At 45.1% G+C, this 19,360-nt stretch carries 17 protein-coding genes; all 17 read right to left on the bottom strand.

Features of this window, described 5'->3' with window-relative positions; all coding sequences use genetic code 11:
• Positions 1 to 6 precede the first annotated feature (6 nt).
• Positions 7 to 1,635, bottom strand: coding sequence for an urea ABC transporter permease subunit UrtB (gene urtB, locus BCV39_RS20570; RefSeq protein WP_102431879.1), 1,629 nt, complete (start codon positions 1,633 to 1,635; stop codon positions 7 to 9).
• Between the two features lie 158 nt (positions 1,636 to 1,793).
• Positions 1,794 to 3,080, bottom strand: a complete 1,287-nt coding sequence (gene urtA, locus BCV39_RS20565; protein WP_102431878.1) for an urea ABC transporter substrate-binding protein — start codon at positions 3,078 to 3,080, stop codon at positions 1,794 to 1,796.
• A gap of 294 nt (positions 3,081 to 3,374) precedes the next feature.
• On the bottom strand, positions 3,375 to 3,602 hold the full coding sequence (locus BCV39_RS20560; RefSeq protein ID WP_102431877.1) for a zinc ribbon domain-containing protein: 228 nt from the start codon (positions 3,600 to 3,602) through the stop codon (positions 3,375 to 3,377).
• A gap of 36 nt (positions 3,603 to 3,638) precedes the next feature.
• Positions 3,639 to 4,640, bottom strand: coding sequence for a sensor domain-containing diguanylate cyclase (locus BCV39_RS20555; protein ID WP_102431876.1), 1,002 nt, complete (start codon positions 4,638 to 4,640; stop codon positions 3,639 to 3,641).
• Between the two features lie 289 nt (positions 4,641 to 4,929).
• Complete coding sequence (locus BCV39_RS20550; protein ID WP_102431875.1) at positions 4,930 to 5,832, bottom strand: metal-dependent hydrolase; 903 nt, start codon at positions 5,830 to 5,832, stop codon at positions 4,930 to 4,932.
• A 131-nt stretch (positions 5,833 to 5,963) separates the two neighbouring features.
• The gene (gene der, locus BCV39_RS20545) at positions 5,964 to 7,445 is read right to left on the bottom strand and encodes a ribosome biogenesis GTPase Der (protein ID WP_017629857.1); all 1,482 of its coding nucleotides are present in this window, start codon (positions 7,443 to 7,445) and stop codon (positions 5,964 to 5,966) included.
• A gap of 158 nt (positions 7,446 to 7,603) precedes the next feature.
• The gene (gene bamB, locus BCV39_RS20540) at positions 7,604 to 8,764 is read right to left on the bottom strand and encodes an outer membrane protein assembly factor BamB (RefSeq protein WP_048613470.1); all 1,161 of its coding nucleotides are present in this window, start codon (positions 8,762 to 8,764) and stop codon (positions 7,604 to 7,606) included.
• 10 nt (positions 8,765 to 8,774) lie between these two features.
• A complete protein-coding gene (locus tag BCV39_RS20535) occupies positions 8,775 to 9,389 on the bottom strand; it encodes a YfgM family protein (protein ID WP_048658834.1) in 615 nt (204 codons plus the stop codon).
• Positions 9,390 to 9,468: 79 nt separating this feature from the next.
• On the bottom strand, positions 9,469 to 10,737 hold the full coding sequence (gene hisS, locus BCV39_RS20530) for a histidine--tRNA ligase (RefSeq protein WP_017062514.1): 1,269 nt from the start codon (positions 10,735 to 10,737) through the stop codon (positions 9,469 to 9,471).
• 70 nt (positions 10,738 to 10,807) lie between these two features.
• Complete coding sequence (gene ispG, locus BCV39_RS20525; RefSeq protein WP_048658835.1) at positions 10,808 to 11,929, bottom strand: flavodoxin-dependent (E)-4-hydroxy-3-methylbut-2-enyl-diphosphate synthase; 1,122 nt, start codon at positions 11,927 to 11,929, stop codon at positions 10,808 to 10,810.
• A 7-nt stretch (positions 11,930 to 11,936) separates the two neighbouring features.
• Positions 11,937 to 12,890: a cytoskeleton protein RodZ gene (gene rodZ / locus BCV39_RS20520; RefSeq protein WP_102431874.1), complete on the bottom strand. Its 954-nt coding sequence runs from the start codon at positions 12,888 to 12,890 to the stop codon at positions 11,937 to 11,939.
• Positions 12,891 to 13,330: 440 nt separating this feature from the next.
• A complete protein-coding gene (locus tag BCV39_RS20515; protein ID WP_017062516.1) occupies positions 13,331 to 14,473 on the bottom strand; it encodes a bifunctional tRNA (adenosine(37)-C2)-methyltransferase TrmG/ribosomal RNA large subunit methyltransferase RlmN in 1,143 nt (380 codons plus the stop codon).
• A 291-nt stretch (positions 14,474 to 14,764) separates the two neighbouring features.
• The gene (gene ndk / locus BCV39_RS20510) at positions 14,765 to 15,199 is read right to left on the bottom strand and encodes a nucleoside-diphosphate kinase (protein WP_008222758.1); all 435 of its coding nucleotides are present in this window, start codon (positions 15,197 to 15,199) and stop codon (positions 14,765 to 14,767) included.
• Positions 15,200 to 15,305: 106 nt separating this feature from the next.
• Positions 15,306 to 16,601 carry an aminopeptidase PepB gene (gene pepB / locus BCV39_RS20505; RefSeq protein ID WP_102431873.1) on the bottom strand — a complete coding sequence of 432 codons (1,296 nt, stop codon included), beginning with the start codon at positions 16,599 to 16,601 and terminating at the stop codon, positions 15,306 to 15,308.
• A gap of 206 nt (positions 16,602 to 16,807) precedes the next feature.
• A complete protein-coding gene (gene iscX, locus BCV39_RS20500; protein WP_004740335.1) occupies positions 16,808 to 17,008 on the bottom strand; it encodes a Fe-S cluster assembly protein IscX in 201 nt (66 codons plus the stop codon).
• A 134-nt stretch (positions 17,009 to 17,142) separates the two neighbouring features.
• Positions 17,143 to 17,481 (bottom strand): ISC system 2Fe-2S type ferredoxin, encoded by a 339-nt coding sequence (fdx, locus tag BCV39_RS20495; protein ID WP_017629863.1) that lies wholly within the window; start codon positions 17,479 to 17,481, stop codon positions 17,143 to 17,145.
• Between the two features lie 20 nt (positions 17,482 to 17,501).
• The gene (hscA, locus tag BCV39_RS20490) at positions 17,502 to 19,352 is read right to left on the bottom strand and encodes a Fe-S protein assembly chaperone HscA (RefSeq protein WP_102431872.1); all 1,851 of its coding nucleotides are present in this window, start codon (positions 19,350 to 19,352) and stop codon (positions 17,502 to 17,504) included.
• Positions 19,353 to 19,360: the final 8 nt, after the last annotated feature.

Genomic DNA, 19,360 nt, shown 5'->3' with positions numbered 1-19,360 from the left:
TTGTCCTTAACCTTCAGCCGCACGACCACGTTGCGGGAACAATCCGCGTGGGCGTTTTTGAATAAATAGAATGATGAAAACCAGTACTAGAATCTTGGCGAGCACTGCGCCAGCCCAAGGCTCTAAGATCTTATTGAACAAACCAAGGCTTAAGCCTGCGACTAATGTTCCCCACAAGTTGCCTACTCCGCCGAACACCACCACCATGAAAGAATCGATGATGTACGCTTGCCCCATATTAGGGCCAACGTTAGTCAGTTGAGAAAGTGCCACACCCGCGACACCCGCCACGCCAGAACCTAAACCAAAGGTCATCGCATCAACTCGTTCAGAACGAATGCCCATCGCACGCGCCATGCCACGGTTTTGAGAAACCGCACGAACCTGCAAACCTAGTGGTGTCTTTTTCAAAACCATCAACAAGCCTAAAAACACCAAACCACAGAATAAGATGATATAAAGTCGGTTGTAGGTCAGAGATAACATTGGGTTCAATTGAAGTGCGCCAGACATCCATTCAGGCGTGCTCACTGAGCGGTTAAGTGGAGAGAAAATAGAGCGAACGGCTTGTTGCAAGATCAAGCTGATACCGAAGGTCGCGAGCAAAGTTTCCAATGGGCGACCGTAAAGATGACGAATCACGCTGCGCTCAATCGCAATACCGACCAGACCAGACACAATAAATGCAGCCGGAATAGAGAGAATTAGCGCTAAACCGATGTGATTCGGCATTAGTAGTTGCAATACATAGGTGGTGTAAGCGCCAATCATGATCAGCTCGCCATGAGCCATGTTGATCACGCCCATCACACCAAAGGTAATCGCCAAACCTATTCCTGCTAGCACCAACACAGAACCTAAACTCAAGCCGAAGAACACAGTCTCAACACCCGAATAAAGTGCTTGGCTCTGTTGATAATCATCCATCGCTCTCTCTGCTGCCGCCAAGACTTTTGGGTCTTGTTCGCTGTTGAGCAATTGATTCAAGGTTTTGAGTACTACTGAATGTTTGAAGTCACCGACTCGGTCAACCGAAACCACACGATCGTCAACCGTGGCACTCTTATCAAGAGAAGTGAAAATGGCTAACGACAAGTCCATCAACTCAGCGACTTTGCCCTCTGATTCACTGGTTCTCAGCACAGCTAAACGATCAATAATGTCAGAATCTTTGGTACCGAGCAGATCCAGAACCGCTTTATAACGCACGTCTGGGTTACTGCTGTTCAGTCCAATAGAAGCAATTTCGCCGCGCAAGATCCCGCGAAGTTTATTGTTCACGCGAACCTTTTTAAACTGTCTCGTATTCTCGATACTGAGGCTTGATTCATCCCACACAGACTGAGCCGAGGTTGCCGTTTTAATGCTTTGAATTAGGTAAAGCTGTTTGTACTGCTCACTTTGTTTGTCATTAAAGTAATAGAGATCACCGTTTAACCAGCCATCCAAAATAGGTTTCGACACATCTTCCGTTTGCGTCTCAATAACCCAATCAATAGCTAATTCTTTATCCGATGTTTTCTTACCAACTAGCGCCTTGGTAAAACTAGCTTCATCTGTTATTCCAGCAAAAGCCAACTGAGCACTGACAGCCATAAGCAGCAGCGCTTTAAATACGTTCAATAGTTTTTTCATCCCTGCTTCCTTAATCCATCGAGCTAGATTTTGTTATTTTTGCTCGATGGATATGTGGAGAATAATGATTACTTGAAACGTGATCCTTTCGTTAGTTACGCTCCCAAATAAAGCGTTCTTCCCTAATCCGAAAGGCTCAATGTTTCTGACGAATCGATCTAGTTACCGCCAGAACACTTCTTGGTTTCGACGTTAAACGCACCACATGAGAATGGCTTCGACCAGCTAGAGAACAGTTTTGCCGATTCAGGTAAGTAACTCGACCAAGCATCACCCGCAACTAGACCTGTGGTTTCCCAAACGATATCGAATTGACCATCGTCTTGGATCTCACCGATCAGGACTGGTTTAGTTATATGGTGGTTTGGCAGCATGGTTGAGTAGCCGCCAGAAAGGTTAGGAACAGACACACCAATCAAGGCATCTTGCACAGATTCAGGATCGGTTGTGCCTGCATTAGTGACCGCTTGAGCCCACATGTTGAAGCCCACATAGTGCGCTTCCATTGGGTCATTGGTGACACGCTTTTCACTCTTTATGAACGACTGCCACGTTTCAACGAACTCTTCATTGGCTTCGGTATCAACACTCATGAAGTAGTTCCATGCGGCTAGATGGCCTACTAGTGGTTCTGTGTCCATACCTGAAAGTTCTTCTTCACCAACAGAGAATGCAATAACTGGGATGTCTTCAGATGAAATGCCTTGTGCGCCAAGCTCTTTATAGAAAGGTACGTTCGCATCGCCGTTCACAGTAGAAACCACTGCAGTTTTCTTGCCCGCTTCACCGAACTTCTTGATGTCAGAAACGATAGATTGCCAATCAGAATGACCAAATGGCGTGTAGTTGATCATGATGTCTTCTTCTGTGACACCTTTATCTTTTAGGTAGGCTTCTAAGATCTTATTGGTGGTGCGTGGGTAAACGTAATCGGTACCTGCTAGTACCCAACGTTCAACTTCAAGCTCTTCCATCAAGTAATCCACAGCAGGAATTGCTTGTTGGTTTGGCGCTGCGCCGGTGTAGAAAACGTTTTTAGAAGACTCTTCACCTTCATACTGAACTGGATAGAAGAGGATGCTGTTGAGTTCTTCAAAGACAGGCAGCATCGATTTACGTGATACCGATGTCCAACCACCGAACACCACATCGACCTTCTCTTTTTCGATAAGCTCACGCGCTTTCTCAGCAAATAGCGGCCAGTTTGACGCAGGGTCAACCACAACAGGCTCTAGCTTCTTGCCAAGTAAACCGCCCTTTTTGTTCTGCTCTTCGATAAGCATTAGCACGGTATCTTTTAGCGTTGTTTCACTGATCGCCATAGTACCAGACAGTGAATGTAGAACGCCGACCTTGATGGTCTCATCAGCCGCAAGCACGGTAGCAGAAGAAAATGAAAGTGTTGTACACAGTGCAGCTAGCGATAAATTGAACACCTTGTTCATGATAGTACTCCATAATTGTATTTTTGTTATTCAATTACAGAGTTACAAGAAGAGTGCCAAACTTATAAATCAACAAGTTTATTTATAAGCTATTGTATTAATAGAATTTAAAATTAACTCACACCAGTAGAGTGCATAGTAATCATGTAACTATGTTTCATACTGGTGCAGCGGCGATAAGAATGAACCAAGATGACACATTCCTGTTCTTCAGATACAAAAAAGACCCAACACTTTAGTATTGAGTCTCTGGTATAACATCACCGATAGTCGTTCAAACCATGCAGTTTAAGGCTATTCCGCTGGTTGGAATTCGAATTTTACTCTCGATTTAGACTTAAGCTCGTTGCAATCGCCATTGCAAAAATAGCTCGCGGCACCACAGGCTTGAAGCTTCTCAAGTTGGCAGCGGCATTCAGGGCAAAACCCAACTTTAGTAAAGTGAGCCTGACAAGTTTCACAATGATATTTACCATCCCAACCAAGCTCAGACTGACACTTAGGGCAGATATTTTCACTCATTAGCATTTCCTAATTCACTACTCTGTTTACAATCTACTACTGCTGGGATTTAGCTTGCTTGATTTGGTACATGTTCTTATCAGCTTGTGCAATCAACTGGTCTAATCCTTGAGGCTCTTTCTCACAAGAAAGCCCGACACTCACTGAAAACTGCACATCATTGATATAAAGCGCTTGTTGCAGTGCTTTTTCTAAGCTGTGATAGAAGCTAACAACGCTTTCTTGATCATCAAAACAAGAGAACACCACAAACTCATCACCACCATAACGTCCTATCTTGGCACAGGCTGTAGTTGCCTCATCAAGAACCTCAGCAACCGCCAACAACACATCGTCACCGAAACTGTGGCCATAGGTATCATTTATCGATTTGAACTTATCGACATCAACAAACAGACACGCCATCACCTTTTGTGCAAAACAGCGCTTAGTTAACACTTTTTCGGCTTCATTGAACAATGCCCGACGATTCAAACAGTGAGTTAGAGAATCACGATTGGCGAAAAAGTTAAGCTGATTCTCCAGCTCAAACTTCTCTAGTGCGACCGAATACAGAGACGCTAATAGCTCTAAGATCTCGAGCTCAAATTCATGTGGTTCAGAGATGTACTGACTATAAATAGCAAAGGTACCCAAAACATTACCGCGCGACGAGATAATGGGTACCGACCAACAGGCATGCAGATTGGCTTGGCTGGTTAAGGCTAAGAAAGGCGCCCAGTTTGGGTGTGCATTTATATTGGAGACCATCACTGCTTTCTTAAGCGCAGCTGCCTCACCACAGGAACCAATCCCGGCACCAATTCCCACCCCTTCTATCTGTTGATTGTAGAAATCAGGCAGGTTGGGGGCATATTCAAGATGTAGAGTCTTTGATTCGGAGTTGAGCAGTAAGATTGAAGCCATACGCTGACCAAAAAGCAGCTCAGTAAGCTGAATGATCTTATGGTTTAAGTCCTTGCGATCCATCCCAAGGGCAAGCTTCCGAAGCAAACTATTGACTGCTCGGTGGCCTTCTAATAAAAATTGTTGTTCCATTCGCTAAAGCTTTCAATTGTGTAATTGGGTACAGCTTGTTCTTATGCAAGCTTGTTATTGGTTAATAATAACACACTAAGTTAGTACCACACACAACCGAAGATCATAGGTTGATCTTTCGCTTTATCTATTTTGATCAGCGATCTACCCCAAAAAGAATATTTATATCACCACACACCGAAAGCATAAGTTACATGTGCTGCATTTCAATTTTAAATGGTCATTTATATCAAAAGTGACATTTTAAAACAGAATATACAGCACAACCCATTTCGATCTGTAGTCTAAATCATCGAATTACATGCGTCAGCATTTCAATATGCTGGTCATCTAGCTGGGTTAACTTAACGGATAATGTCTTAAGTTCTGAGGTGTTCTCGATGTGAGTACCACCACACGGAATAGACACCAAAGTATCGCTATCCAACTGCCATTCCCAATAGCGAGAGTCTGTTAATGTCTCGCCTTCCAGTCGCATCGCAACTTGTGTCGGCTCTGCAAGCCAGCCCGCAATCATCTGGTTGATGTCAGCTTCAATGCCATCTAGGTTTGCTAGCATGTCTGCAACGTTCAAACCGCGCTTCTTCAGGGTTTTGCCTAAACGATACTTATCGGTACACAGCTCTGGAGTCACAAAGCTCGTCACCTGTGCATAGCTATTGAAATCGTAGCTGCCAAGCGGATCTTTTCTGTCCGCATCTTTACGCCAGTAGCTTTCAGCCAATACTTTATTCAGGGCTAGAAAAGCGATGTGGCCAGCACTGTGACCACGGCTCAAACTGGCTTGATATTCTTTATCAACCGACAACACGACTTCGTCGCTAACCTTAATCATAGAAGCAGATGCGGGTAGCTGGTGGACAACCACAAACGCCCACCCTTCCGTATCACGCTTAACAGGAATATCTGCTGCGATATGAAGCTTGTCAGTAGATTGTTCTATTGCACCAACAAGGCACTCCTCCACTGGATATTGAACGTCACCAACAGTCACAAAGCCTTGGTCTGCCGGATGATCAGGCCAAATATGGCTAACAGGGTGGAAAGGTGTTACGTCGGTGATCAAGTAAGTTTTACTGTCATCACTTTCAACGTACAGCGCTTTAGCATTGAACTGCCAGGCCTGATGACAAAATTTAGTGATGGTTGGTGTGATTGCTGACGCAGGTGTAATCAAATCGCTAGTAGTCATATCGTTCTTCTTTGGGAATCTAGTCTGATTCGTTAAGCCATGATGATAAAAATATATTTTTATGGCTTAACGTGAATTTTGCTTAAAAAAATACCCGAGACAGGCTCGGGTATCAAATCTATTGGAAAGGTTTACTTACGACCTTTAACCATGCTCATCATACGTTTACGTTTGCGTTCTTGAGAAATTGTCAGCTTGTTTGTCTTAGCTTCAAATGGGTTCTCGCTGTTCTGGAACTGAATGCGAATAGGTGTACCCATAATTTCTAGTGAACGACGGTAGTAGTTCATCAAGAATCGTTTGTATGAATCTGGCAAATTACGAACTTGGTTACCGTGGATAACGATAATCGGTGGGTTGTAGCCACCAGCGTGCGCGTATTTCAGTTTCACACGACGGCCACGAACCATAGGCGGTTGGTGATCATCAGTCGCCATCTTCATGATACGAGTTAGCACAGAAGTACCAACACGAGTCGTCGCTGACTTGTAAGCTTCTTGTACAGACTCAAACAAGTGACCAACACCAGTACCGTGAAGTGCAGAGATAAAGTGAATACGTGCGAAATCAACGAAACCTAAGCGACGGTCTAGCTCTTTCTTAACGCGTTCTTTCACGTCGTTATCTAGGCCATCCCACTTGTTTACAGCAATAACAATTGAACGACCCGCGTTCAACGCAAAGCCTAACAAGCTTAGATCTTGATCAGAGATGTTTTCGCGAGCATCGATAAGCAGCAATACAACGTTGGCATCTTCAATCGCTTTCAGTGTTTTAACTACTGAGAACTTCTCTACCGTTTCGTTGATGTTTTTACGACGACGAACACCCGCAGTATCGATTAGAACGTATTCACGCTCATCACGTTGCATTGGGATATAGATAGAGTCACGAGTTGTGCCTGGCATATCGTAAACAACCACACGTTCTTCACCAAGAATACGGTTAGTTAGTGTTGATTTACCTACGTTAGGACGGCCAATGATCGCTAGCTTGATTGGTTGATCTTGAAGACGCTTGAATTCTTCTTCAGCTTCTTCTTCTGTAAATTCAACCTGCTCTTCTTCTTCGTCTTCAAACTCAGTTAGATCGCTTACTTCGCCATTTTCCGCTTTTAGCGCTTCTGCGAATGGGTTAAGAGCAAGGTCAATCAGTGCAGTAACGCCACGACCGTGCGCCGCAGCGATTTGGTACATGTCTTCTACACCTAGTTGCCAGAAGTCAGCACTTGCAGCATCAGGGTCGATACCATCAACCTTGTTTACTACTAGCATTGAAGGCTTTTCTAGTTGACGTAGGTGCTTAGCAATCGCTACATCAGATGGTGTTAGACCAGCACGGCCATCTACCATAAATAGAACAACATCAGCTTCATCAATCGCTGCTAGCGACTGTTCAGCCATTTTAGTTTCAACACCTTCTTCGGTACCGTCGATACCGCCAGTGTCAATAACAATAAAGTCATGCTCGCTAAAATGAGCATGGCCGTATTTACGGTCACGCGTTAAGCCAGGGAAATCCGCAACCAATGCATCACGAGTTCGAGTCAATCGGTTAAATAACGTAGATTTACCTACGTTCGGACGCCCTACTAGAGCAACAACAGGTACCATAACAACCTCTACAATTTCTTCTCTAAATGTAGTTATAGGTAAGCACTTGTTCGCAAGTTTAAACTCTTACCTATAACCACACGGTTTATTAATTTTTAACAACAAAACGGCTCCTGGCTGTTACCAACCAGGAGCCGACTGTGAATTATATCACGCTTTTATTGGCTAATCGTTAGTTTCTTTACATCGCCATTGCGAGTCGTCACTAAGTAGCCTTCAGGCAGTTCAATTGGTGCAACCGCAAAGCCGCTATCATCGACAAGCTGTTGAGCAACAAACTCACCCGATGAACGATCTAACCAGTGCAGGTAACCTTCTGTGTCACCCACGACTACATAACCATTAATAATAGCAGGTGCTGTCAGTAAGCGGTTTTCTAACAATGGAGTGCTCCACAGTTCAGTACCACTACGAGCATCAACCGCAACCACATGGTCTTTGTCGGTAACAACGAACAAACGGCTGCCATCACTTGCTAAATCAATCGCTGACGAGTAGTTACGCTTCCAAATTGGCTTACCAGAACGAAGGTCAATTGCAATCAGCTGACCATTGATACCTACGGTATACAGGGTGCCACCGAGAACAATTGGAGATGCATCAACATCAACCAAGCGATCGATTTCCGTTGCGCCTTTTGGCGTACCTACTGGCTGTTGCCAAATAAGCTGACCACGGTCAACGATAGCCGCAGCTAGACGACCATTTGCTGTACCCCAGAATACACCACCAGAAACCGCAACCGGTGAGCTATCGCCACGGAGTGTTAGGCTTGGCACTTCAGTACTGATGGTCCACTTTTGTTCGCCACTTGCTTGATCTAGCGCGATCAACATACCGCGACTGGTATGAACAATGACCATGTTGCTATCAGTTGCTGGGGATGCAAGCACCTCGCCATTCACTGATACACGCCACAGCTCTTCACCGGTCGATTCTTCCAGTGCGATCACTTCGCCATTTTCAGAACCAACAAATACTTTACCGTAAGCCGCCGTTAAGCCACCCGATAAACGAGCCAGTACGTCTTTCTCAAGATCGACTTTCCACAGCTCTTTACCTGTATCAGGATCAAGCGCTTTAACCATACCTTCACGGCTTGCAACAAACACTTTGTCGTAAGCCAATTCTGGCGTTAGTTTTGAAAAGTAGTGACCAACACCATCACCAACCGACGTAGACCATTCCTGACTAGGAGTGAACTCGCTGTTTACCGTTGGTACTGGAGCCATGATTACGGTGTCTTCTTCACCCGCACAGCCAGCTAGTAGGCCAAGAGCAATCGCACACAACGCCGCTTTTGGAAACATCTTCTTCATTCAAAGCGCCTTATTTAGCTAGGTCGTCAAGTTTGATTTGAAGCGTTTGGCTAGCATCAACAGCTTGCTGTGCTTCTGTGTAAGCACTGTATGCTGCGTCAGTGTCGCCTTTACGAAGTGAGATATCACCACGCAGTTCAGCAACACGGCCTTTCCAAGATTCATCAGTCATAGCAGCAAGATCAGTCAATGCTGCGTCAAATTCACCTTGCTCAGCTTTAATGCGTGCAACACGGTAAGTAAGTAGTGGCGCAAGTGCCGCGTCCTTAGTTGCCGATTTTGCCCACTCTAGCTGTTCAAGTGCTGCTGCTAGCTCACCCGCTTGCACTTGTACTTTTGCTAATTGCATAGCTGCAAGTACTGAGTACTCAGCGTCTTTGTTTGCGTCGATGAAAGCTTGAATATCAGATTGAGCATCAACGCCCTTAGTATCAAGAGCTGAAATTACAGAGGTGTAGCTTTCTGAAGCTGCTTCACGCGCTTCAACGACTGAATCTTGGTAATAACGCCAGCCAAATAGACCACCTAAACCAATAACCGCACCAAAGATTACGGCTTTACCGTTCTCTTTCCACCAATCTTTAATGGCTTCAACTTGTTGCTCTTCGCTATCGTAAAGTTCCACTTCCTGTCCTCTTTAATTCTTTAAACGCCAGCATAGTGCTGACGTTAGTATTCATTATGAGCGTTTGCTCAATGGCTAATTAGATTAGCGCAGCAACTTTCTCTGCAACTTCCGTTTGAGACACGGTTTCTTGCTCGCCGCCAACCAGATCTTTTAGCACAACTGTATTGTCAGCAACTTCGTTCTCACCAAGTACCAGCGCCACAACAGCACCTACTTTGTCAGCACGTTTGAATTGCTTCTTGAAGTTACCACCACCGAAGTGGTTCATTACACGCACGCCTTCAACGGTGTCGCGTAATTGATTCGCTAACTGCATGCCCGCGATCATAGTACCTTCGCCAGCAGCAACTACGTAAACATCAACGCTACGGCGAACTTCTGTTAGCTCTAGCGTTTCCATCATCAGAACCAGACGCTCTAGACCCATTGCGAAGCCAACTGCATTGGTTGCTTTGCCGCCCAGTTGCTCAACAAGACCATCGTAACGACCGCCGCCACATACTGTACCTTGAGCACCAAGGCTGTCTGTGATCCACTCAAATACGGTGCGGTTGTAGTAATCTAGGCCACGTACTAGACGCTCATTGACTTGGTATTCGATACCAACAGCGTCAAGAAGTTCACACAAACCAGCAAAATGTTGCTTCGATTCTTCACCTAAATATTCAGATAGTCGAGGTGCGTCACCTAAGATAGCTTGAACATCAGGGTTCTTAGTATCAAGTACACGTAGAGGGTTGGTGTGCATACGACGTTTGCAGTCTTCGTCAAGCACATCAATGTGTTGCTCAAGGAAAGCCACTAACGCAGTGCGGTAGCTTACGCGATCTTCTTGAGAACCGATTGAGTTCAGCTCTAGGCGAACGTGCTTATCGATGCCTAGCTCACGCCATAGACGTGCTGTCATCATGATAAGTTCTGCGTCAACGTCTGGACCGTCTAGGCCAAACACCTCAACACCACATTGGTGGAATTGACGGTAACGACCTTTTTGAGGACGCTCGTGACGGAACATTGGACCCATGTACCATAGGCGCTGTTCATCACGGTTGATAAGGCTATTTTGAATACATGAACGTACACAACCTGCTGTGCCTTCTGGACGCAGCGTTAGGCTATCGCCATTGCGGTCATCAAAAGTGTACATTTCTTTAGAAACAACATCTGTCTCTTCACCAACTGCACGGCTAAATAGGTTTGTTTCTTCAACGATAGGCATACGTACTTCGTTGTAACCGTATGCGCTCACCACGTTTTTAACTGCGCTTTCTACTTTCTGCCACAGTGGTGATTGAGTTGGAAGGCAGTCGTTCATGCCTCGAATTGCTTGGATATTTTTAGCCACAGTATTTATTCCGTAATTTCTCACGACCAGGTGTTAGTGCGAATAGACAATCACACCCCATCGCGTTGTATTAATCTTCTAAGTTTTCTACATCAATGCGATTTGCTTGATCAAGCACTGACGCTTTTGCACGAATCTTAGCTTCAAGTTTGTCGACAAGATCATCGTTGTCGAAGCGCTCTTTCTGACGCTTACCGTCTTCGTAGAAGGCACTCTTACGTGCACTACCCGCTAGACCTAAGTGAGACACTTCAGCTTCACCAGGGCCGTTAACCACACAACCGATGATTGATACATCCATTGGTGTAATCACGTCTTCTAGGCGCTCTTCAAGAGCATTAACGGTGTTAATAACATCGAACTCTTGACGTGAACAGCTTGGGCACGCAATGAAGTTGATGCCACGCGAGCGAATACGCAAAGATTTAAGAATATCAAAGCCGACTTTGATCTCTTCAACAGGATCAGCCGCTAACGAGATACGCAGCGTATCGCCGATACCTTCGGAAAGAAGCATACCTAAACCTACCGCGGACTTCACAGAGCCAGCACGTGCCCCACCCGCTTCGGTAATACCAAGGTGAAGAGGTTGGTCAATCTGCTTAGCCAGCAAACGGTAAGAACCAACAGCTAGGAATACATCAGACGCCTTCACGCTCACCTTGAATTGATCAAAGTTCAGACGGTCGAGGATATCTACGTGACGCATTGCTGATTCAACAAGCGCTTCTGCTGTAGGCTCTGTGTACTTCTCTTGGATCTCTTTCTCAAGAGAACCACCGTTAACACCAATACGAATCGGAATGTTCATATCACGTGCGCAATCAACAACTGAGCGGATACGGCTTTCGTTACCGATGTTGCCTGGGTTGATACGCAGACAGTCAACGCCGTATTCTGCCACTTTAAGGGCGATACGGTAGTCGAAGTGAATATCAGCAACCAAAGGAACAGAGACCTGCTGTTTGATTAGCTTAAAGGCTTCAGCGGCATCCATAGTCGGTACAGATACGCGAACGATATCAGCGCCAACTTTTTCCAAAGCTCGAATTTGAGCAACGGTCGCGGCTACATCTGTTGTTCTTGTGTTGGTCATGGATTGCACAGCAATTGGTGCACCATCACCGATCGGCACATCACCCACATAAATACGGGTTGATTTGCGACGAATAATAGGAGATTCGTGTTGCATATTAACTCTAAGGTAAGGTTATTCTAGCTACTTTGCCTGAAGTATACCCAGAAAGGTCGACAGGTTCACTTGCAAATGTCATTGATACGCCCTCTGGCGCACCTAGAATCACTTTATATGGCGCAGTTCCTGATAGATTTAATGACTGACCTGCTTTTTTGATGCCAGTCGACAGGGTTTTACCGGTTGCATCTTTTACTTGGATCCAACAATCAGCAGAGAACTGCATCACTAGCTCGTTAGCCACAACTTCAGGAGTAGCACTTGCTTCTACAGCTTCTGCCTTAGCAGCAACTTCAGTAGCGGGTTCTGTCTCTGTTGCTTGTTGTGCCGCAGTTTCGTCAGCTAGAGCAACTGCATCTGAAGTATCTTCCGTATCGCTTATAGCAACAAGGTCATCTGTACTTTCAGCAGCAGCACCTGCTTCGTTTTGTTCAGCTTCAATCACTTCTAAAGAGGTGAATTCAGGGGCAAGTGATTCTTCTACCGCTAGCTCTTCTGAACTTGCAGTATTCGCTAAAGATTGAGATAGGGTGTCTTGCTGTTGGTTCTGCCACCACCACAGTGAAGAGATACCCGCAATTACCGCAAAAATGCTCCAAGTAAGGATCATAATACGGCTGTTGTGCTTCTCGGTTTTGGTCTTACGAGAAAAGCTCAGCATTTCTTGCTCTTGATGCTGAGCATCACCAGCATGATGCAGCGCACTCAATACGACTTTTTCGTCAAGATTGACGTATTTCGCGTATGAACGAATGTAGCCACGCATAAACGTCGCCACTTGATCTGACTCGAATTGGTTTTCTTCAATTTGCTGAATCAGCGTAACGCGAAGTTTTAAGCGATCAGAAATCTGCTTTTGCGTTAAACCAAGAGCTTCTCGTTTGTTCTTAAGCAGCGTTCCCGCTTCCAAAGCTGGAGCGATCGGTTCTTGCGTTTGTGTATCTTGTTCTGTGTTCATAGAGAGTGAACTTCTAAAGTATTATCGCAAGTTGAGGAGAGCGTTTTTTTATTGTCGTTTAAGCTCAATCTAACAACCCACGTTATGTGGAATTTTTCCTGCTATCTAAATCATCAACCCTTAAAGGCGAACATCATTCATTTGTTATGGATGACCTTCTCAGGAAGCTAGTTTATCAAGTAGCCAACCTAAATAGACATATTGGCGATCAGTAGCAAGCGAGCACTTAAATTAATTTAAGATTAGTTAATCATAAGCTAATGCCATTACAAGGCAAAAACACTTTAAACAAAATTTACCGTCAGCTCATGGTTTTGTCCAAAATTTGACGAAAAATGTAAGAAAGCGTGGGCAAGAAGTCCAAAAAATCAAAAACTGTCCCCCAGAAAAGCAACAAGCCAGAAGTAAGACTTCTGGCTTGTTTAGGTTCTAATCGCGTTTTATACCGCTTTTACTTCAATCACACCACCGGCAATCAAGTTCGCTTCAGAGGCTGCTTTAAGCATTTTAGTACGCTTGGTTCTGTCAATAACATCACCGACTAATTGGCCACACGCGGCATCAATATCATCACCACGCGTTTTACGAACCGTTACTGTGTAGTTGTATTCCATCAGCGTTTTTTGGAAGCGATCAATTCGAGAGTTGCTTGGCTTCTTATAAGGCGAACCCGGGTAAGGGTTGAATGGAATCAAGTTAATCTTACAAGGCGTCTCTTTCATTAGCTCTGCAAGTTCACGTGCGTGGTCCATATCATCATTCACATGATCCAATAACACGTACTCAACCGTTACTTTACCGCGGTTAGCATTTGAAGAGGCAATGTAACGACGAACAGATGCTAGGAAGTCTTGGATATCCCAACGATCGTTGATCGGCATGATTTGGCTGCGTAGTGCATCGTTTGGCGCATGCAGAGAGATAGCCAATGCTACATCGATGTTGTCTGTCATTTGGTCAAGGCCAGATACAACACCAGAAGTTGATACGGTTACACGACGCTTAGACAGTGCGAAACCTAGATCATCAAGCATGATTTCTAATGATGGCATTAGGTTCTTCATGTTCAATAGAGGCTCGCCCATACCCATCATTACAACGTTAGTAATTGGACGACGACCGGTTTCTTTTTCTAGGCCGATTTCGCGAGATGCACGCCAGATTTGGCCAACAATCTCTGAAACTTTTAGGTTACGGTTAAAGCCTTGTTGAGCTGTAGAACAGAACTTACATTCAAGTGCACAACCAACCTGTGAAGATACACACAGCGTCGCACGGTCACCATCTGGGATGTATACCGTTTCAACGTCTTGGTCGCCAACGCTCATCGCCCATTTGATTGTACCATCTGAAGAGTGTTGAGCTTCAGAAACAACAGGTGCAACAATCTCACAGCGACGTTGCAGTTTCTCACGTAACTTTTTGTTGATGTTGTTCATTTGTTCGAAGTCATCGACACCGAAGTGATAAATCCACTTCATCACTTGCTCTGCTCGAAACGCTTTCTCATTCAGTTCTTCTGTGAAAAATTTACGAAGACCTTTACGATCAAAATCGAGTAGATTGACTTTAGCTGTGGTCATGATGCCTCTCAATGACGGAACAATAATTAAGGGCGCGAATTGTACAGGCTTTACGCAACTTCAACAAGCACTGTAAAACCCTGTGTTTATTAAGACATTCAAACTTAAGCGATTAAAATTTGAACAACTGTATTTATCAGCCTGAGATTACCCAATTTAAACAAAAGATTCCCGACTACGCTCCTTCGTCGCTTTCAGGAATGACGACTAAATTGATTATCGAGAACGTAAAACTCACTTACAAAAAAGGCCTCACCGAAGTGAAGCCTTTAGAATCATTTGCTGTGTCGCTTATTGAGCTGGGCGTGGGCAAATTTCAGATTCTGGGAAGAAGAACTCGATTTCACGAGCTGCAGACTCAGGGCTGTCGCTGCCGTGTACTGAGTTGTAACGCATGCTGATTGCGTAGTCAGCGCGGATAGTGCCGCATGCTGCTTCTTCTGGGTTAGTTTTACCCATTAGTTCACGGTAACGAGCGATTGCGTTTTCGCCTTCAAGTACTTGAACCATGATAGGACCAGAAGTCATGAACTCTTTTAGTGGACCAAAAAATTCTTTGCCTTCATGTTCCGCGTAGAAGCCGCTCGCTTGCTCTTCAGTCAGACGAACCATCTTAGCAGCGATAATTTCAAGACCTGCTTTTTCGATTCGGTGGTAAATTTCACCAACAAGGTTACGCTTAACTGCATCCGGCTTAACAATTGAGAACGTTCTTTCTAGAGCCATAGGGATTCCTTCACTTCATTTTTTTGTTATTAAATACTGAAATTACTGAGATCTTTCAATCTTAGCTTTATGAATGAGCGGCACAAAATACCGCTCACTCTTATTATTATTTTGCTTGGTCAACAAGAAGACGAGCCAGTGTACGAACACCCATACCCGTTGCGCCTGCCGCCCACTTATCACTTGCTGATTTACGGTAGGTACCCGCGCAATCCATGTGAATCCAACCTTTTTTGTAGTCGTCTACAAAGTAAGAAAGGAACGCAGCGGCTGTACTTGCACCCGGCGTGTAATCGCCCGTGCTGATGTTTGAAAGATCAGCAAAGTTTGAAGGCAACATGCCACGGTGGAAATCAGCAAGAGGCAATGGCCATAGGCCTTCTTTCTCTTGGTTTGCCGCCGTTAGCGCTTGATGAGAAAGCTCATCGTCGAAGCTTAATAGTGCGTGGTAGTCGTTACCCAGTGCATTTTTAGCTGCACCAGTTAGCGTTGCACAGTCGATGATAAGCTCAGGGGTTTGTGCACTTGCGTACATCAGGCCATCAGCAAGCACCAAGCGGCCTTCCGCATCGGTGTTCATGATCTCAACTGTCTTACCATTTTTGTAAGTAATGATGTCGCCAAGCTTCAATGCACGGCCAGAGATCATGTTCTCAGCACAACATAGGATAAGCTTGATACGCTTGTTCAGACCACGTTCAATCGCAAGACCCAAACCACCAGTGATGGTAGCTGCGCCGCCCATGTCAGCCTTCATCGCTGTCATGAATTGCCCTGGCTTGATGCTGTAACCGCCTGAGTCAAAGGTAATACCTTTACCCACTAGACAAGCAAACACTGGTGCGTTTTCATCACCGGTTGGGTTGAAGTCCAGTTGCAGCATTGCAGAGGTGCGCTCAGAGCCACGACCTACCGCATAAATGCCTTCCCAACCTTCAGTTAGGAGATCTTTGTCTTTAACGATTTTTGCTTTTACTGTGCCTGCTGGCGCCACTGATTTGATGTATTCAGCTGCCATCGTCGCTAATTGACGAGGAGCCACTTCTTCAGCCGTTTTATTGATAATGTCACGCGTCCAATCAGTAGCACGGATGCGAGCTTCTAGCTCAGCTTGATCGGCTTCTGAAAGTGCATCCCATTCCAATGCATTCTTTTTCTTTGGTCCACGGTAGCCTTGGTAGAAAGCCCAAACGCTTTCTAGATCCCAACCTTCACCACGAAGTGAAACGAATGCGATACCTTGTCCGTCAAGCGTACGACCAGCACGCTGAACTGCGCCTAGATCGTGGCCTTCACCAATGTGAATTGTCGCTCCCGCTTCTGAAAACGATAAAATAGCTCTTGCTCCCCACTGAGGCTGGGCAGCTTCTTGACTTAAAAATACTGACATCTGTGTAGACATGATTTCTCCTTGTCATGAACCACTTTGAGTGTGTGATTCTGATTATTTTTTATTAGCGCACTGATGTTAGCATTATGTAGGAGGAAAATGTCATTTTGATAAAAAAACGGACCATAAGGTCCGCTTTTTTTAGTAAGAATTGTTAACTTGGCTGCGTTTTATATTGGACTGATACCAACCCGCGACCAAATCATCAGATAAGAGGATTAATCCATCTCATCCATCCAGCACAAAATAATAGCCTCTAAGATTTTCTCATTCGAGTGGTTAGGCTCGTCGTCGAACTCTTCAAGGTCTAGCACCCATTGATGCAGATCGGTAAAACGTACCGTTTTAGGATCAGTATCAGGGTACAAATCACATAGCTCAATTGCGATATCTCGCGAATCAATCCACTTCAAGCTCATAACACTTCCTTATATTTATCAGCGACGCTATGTCACCTTTATGATCTATATTCTAGGCCAGTTTTCTTAGTATGTTTGTCTAAGCAATAGCTCTCTCAGTCATCACTGTATTAGCCATGACTGAGAACAGGTTCTTAGTGGTCTTCAGAAGCCAGGTTCAATGTGTACTTTGGAATCTCTACTACAAGATCTTCATTCGCCACTTTTGCTTGGCAACCCAGTCGAGATTCCATCTCTAAGCCCCATGCTTTATCTAGCATGTCGTCTTCTAGGTCATCACTCTCTTCTAAAGAATCAAAACCTTCACGAATCACAACGTGACATGTCGTACATGCACACGATTTTTCACATGCGTGTTCAATACCAATACCGGCCTTCAATGCAACATCAAGAACCGTCTCACCAGTTTTTGCTTCTAAAACAGCGCCTTCTGGACATAGATCTTCGTGAGGTAAAACAATAATCTTTGGCATGTTTATCTATTCTCTAACTATTAAATATTATCGACTGACTGACCTGACAGTGCAGCACGAATTGATTTATCCATACGACGAGAAGCAAAGTCTTGGCTCGCTTTGTCGGTATTCTTAATTTCTAGTTCAATCGCATCGGCATTATCGCCATTGCGCACTTCAATCAGTGCTTCAATCGCTTGAACAAGTTGTTGTTTGCCTTGCTCATCAAGTAACTCATCGCCATCGGCTTGCATTGCAGCAATTAGGCCTTCAATAACGCGATCCGCTTCTACGCGTTGCTCAGCAAGAGCACGCGCTTGCATGTCTTCTTTTGCAAAAGTCATCGAATCTTTCAGCATGCTAGCCACTTCGTTATCGCTTAGACCGTAAGAGGGCTTAACTTGGATTTCAGCTTGAACGCCTGTGCTCTTCTCCATTGCGGTAACCGATAGCAGGCCATCAGCATCCACTTGGTAAGTCACACGAATATGAGCAGCACCTGCAGTCATCGGCGGGATGCCTTTCAAAGCAAATCGAGCCAGTGAACGACAGTCATCAACCATTTCGCGTTCACCTTGTACGGTGTGCACTGTCATAGCAGTTTGACCGTCTTTGAACGTGGTAAATTCTTGTGCGCGAGCCACTGGGATCGTGGTGTTTCGAGGGATGATCTTTTCGACCAAACCGCCCATGGTTTCGATGCCAAGAGACAGAGGGATAACGTCCAGTAGCAGCATATCAGAGTCAGGCTTATTACCGACTAAGATATCCGCTTGAATCGATGCGCCAATTGCAACCACTTCATCAGGGTTAATGCTGGTTAGTGGCGTACGACCAAAGAAGTCACCGACCATTTCACGTACAAGTAATGTGCGAGTTGAACCGCCGACCATCACGACTTCTAGAACTTCATCTGCATCAACTTCCGCATCTTTTAGTGCACGACGGCATGAAAGCAGTGTTTTCTTAACGAGCGGTTTGATGATCTCTTCAAACTCTTCACGAGTTAATGAACCAGACCAACCTAGTACGTCAACCTCAACGCTTTCAGCTTCAGATAAGCCAATCTTAGCTTCTGTTGCGGCGTCTAGAAGAATACGGTTCTGCTCTGCAGTTAGCTCCGATAAGCCCATTTGCTCTTGGAAATGATCCGCAACTAAATGGTCAAAGTCGTCGCCGCCTAATGCAGAGTCACCGCCCGTAGCTAGAACTTCGAAGACACCTTTAGATAGGCGTAGGATAGAGATATCAAACGTACCACCACCTAAGTCATAAACAGCAATTACCCCTTCTTTACCTGAATCCAAACCGTAAGCAATCGCAGCGGCAGTCGGCTCATTAAGAAGACGTAACACGTGAAGACCAGCAAGTTGCGCCGCGTCTTTAGTACCAGCACGTTGTGCATCATCGAAATACGCAGGAACAGTAATCACCGCACCAGATAGCTCACCACCTAATGTAGACTCAGCACGTTGACCGAGCGCTTTCAGAATATCTGCAGATACTTGAATCGGGTTCTTGTTGCCTTGCTCTGTGCGAATCACAGGCAAACCATTATCACTTTCTTCAAATTGATATGGCAGAGATGGGTATCGCTGTTGAATATCTGACAGTGAGCGACCGATTAGTCGCTTAACTGAGATAATGGTATTTTTAGGATCAGTCTGTGCATTTGCACGAGCTTCATCACCAGTCGTGTATGACTCTGACGTATAGTGAACAACGGAAGGAAGAATACTGCGACCCTGTTGATCAATCAGTGTGCTCGCCTCACCACTGCGCACTGCCGCAACCAATGAGTTTGTTGTACCTAAATCAATACCCACAGCAAGCTTGTGCTGGTGAGGAGCGGCGCTTTGCCCTGGTTCTGCAATCTGAAGTAGTGCCATGGATGTGT

Origin of the sequence: Vibrio sp. 10N.286.55.E10 (assembly GCF_002872555.1) — a bacterium.
Classification (GTDB): Bacteria; Pseudomonadota; Gammaproteobacteria; order Enterobacterales; family Vibrionaceae; genus Vibrio; species Vibrio crassostreae.
The sequence above is the reverse complement of the archived record's forward strand: the minus strand, read 5'-3'. Positions and strand labels throughout refer to the sequence as shown.